Raw genomic sequence first — 1987 nt, 5'->3', positions numbered from 1 at the left:
ATACAACTTATTTTTAGCTCTATCACCATTTTATCAAATAACCACTGCGTTAAAACGAATGACTCACTAATTGAATGTTTAGTGAACATTATCTTATTTATTTTATATAGACTAAGAGCCACATAAAGTGCTCTTAAAATAGAAAACAGAATAAATTTGTATTAAGCACAAGGTAAACGCAGAGATACTGTGTACATATTTTCTCCACAAAGATAACAATTTCCTGTCTTTTCAAAGATCATCACCTGAATACCAAGTTGCCCTACTTCAATATTTGGCAATGCATCGGCTAAAATACTCTCTAATGCAGGCTCAATAATTTCAACCATGTTAATAGGCTCGTTATTAGGTGTTGTATTATGTAAGAAATTCCCTAAACGAGGATCATCAGAATAAATTTCAAGTGTAGAGCGATATACTAACGTCCTTTCACTCCCATTGACTTTAGAATAACCATTAAAGATGATCACCATTTTTTGGATATTCATCTGAGATACACGATTTTTAATTTGTAAGCACAAAGAAGGAACTAACCTAATATTGATGGAATTAAAGTAACGATCAAATTTGCGGAATGGTGACGCTAATACAAGGTTTAGGTGCAATATTTTTAATTTGTTTACTGCATTCTCCTGTTAGAGAGTTATCAATAATAATTCGTTCACGTCGAGAAAAACAAACATTATCGAAGATATCAACAGTAAAAAATGAGATGTAATGAATACCATTAGTTAATAATTGATTTTCCAATCTTACCGAAACAGCGGACTTGTCAGTACATGGCAACATCTTAAGCTGATCATTAAAATAGAAACCAACTTGTGTGCTTTCACTAATATCACGACCTAAAATTAGGTTCGCATTAACGCAAATAATTTTCAGCGTGATAGCTTAAAATACCATTTAATGTTGCAGGGACTTTCGGAGAGGGTAATTTCTCCGTTGTCATTTCAACATAGTAATCTCTTGATTTCAGCGATTCTAACGGATCTTCACTACTTTTAACCTCTGCATAAAAAATGGCTATTTGTTTAGGCTCACTCTTTTTAAATTTGACTTTAAAATTCGCGATACCGTATTTATTTGTCTTGCTAGCATTCGACATTTCACCATCAGAATTATAAATCTCGGGTTCACTCATTAATGTGCTGTTTTCAACGTCATAAACAAGATTTACCTCTTTATTTGAAACATCCTCACCTTCTTTATCTTGTAAATGCACAACAAAACTTTTAGAGACATTATCCCATTTACTTGGCCATTGCATAGATTCCGAGCGTATTGTCAGTAAATCATAAAAGGTCTCACAATTAGAGGCCGCACAATCATTATTAGGATTTGGCTTGGAAGGGGTTACACGTATTTGTATTGGCGTTGCGTAATACACAATACTTTCATCATCTTCATCTTTTAATATCAACTGCAATGATGCCACACCATTACGATTACCCGTTAAAGAGATTTTCGTTTTATTGTCGTCAACAATTGAGATGTAAACATCTTTATTATTAGGTAATATCAAAATACCTTTCGGGCTTGTACGCCATTCAGCCAGCCGCAGCTCTATCCCTGTTATAATCACTTCATACTCGATAACTCGATTCATTTTGACTTCGTTATCAGGCTCTTCAGGGGATGATTTAAGCTGATTAAACTCAATTTTCACATCGGCATCAATCACAGCTTGCGACTGTACACTATAAGAAGGCGGCTCAAGTGCTAAAGCGTCTTTCTCCCCTTGCATAATTTTTTGCAAACGTTCTTCTTTTGTTTCTATCTTCATTGAGTAATTTCCTTTCTTTTGATAATTCCATTTTTACCTTAAAGCAAAAAATTTGAGTGAAAATCACAATAGAAAAAAGAAACCTAAGATTTGTTAACAGAAAAAAACAAAAAAACGTTATTAAACAAAAAGATAAAGAGAACACTGAACCTTATTCTTACGATCCAATAAACAAAAAACGCCACAATCATAAAAAATAATTTA

The 1987-nt window shown here is 33.2% G+C and carries 3 protein-coding genes; all 3 read right to left on the bottom strand.

Annotated features, from left to right (window positions below):
• Positions 1-161: 161 nt before the first annotated feature.
• The 3 genes from BHE89_RS26090 to BHE89_RS26080 all read right to left on the bottom strand — a co-directional run bounded on the left by BHE89_RS26090 (position 162) and on the right by BHE89_RS26080 (position 1783).
• Positions 162-488, bottom strand: coding sequence for a hypothetical protein (locus tag BHE89_RS26090; protein WP_286146211.1), 327 nt, complete (start codon positions 486-488; stop codon positions 162-164).
• Between the two features lie 73 nt (positions 489-561).
• A complete protein-coding gene (locus tag BHE89_RS26085) occupies positions 562-789 on the bottom strand; it encodes a hypothetical protein (protein ID WP_286146210.1) in 228 nt (75 codons plus the stop codon).
• Positions 790-862: 73 nt separating this feature from the next.
• The gene (locus BHE89_RS26080; RefSeq protein WP_286146209.1) at positions 863-1783 is read right to left on the bottom strand and encodes a hypothetical protein; all 921 of its coding nucleotides are present in this window, start codon (positions 1781-1783) and stop codon (positions 863-865) included.
• Positions 1784-1987: the final 204 nt, after the last annotated feature.

Source organism: Shigella sp. FC1967 (assembly GCF_001743005.1).
In the GTDB taxonomy this organism is placed as follows: Bacteria; Pseudomonadota; Gammaproteobacteria; order Enterobacterales; family Enterobacteriaceae; genus Proteus.
The sequence above is the reverse complement of the archived record's forward strand: the minus strand, read 5'-3'. Positions and strand labels throughout refer to the sequence as shown.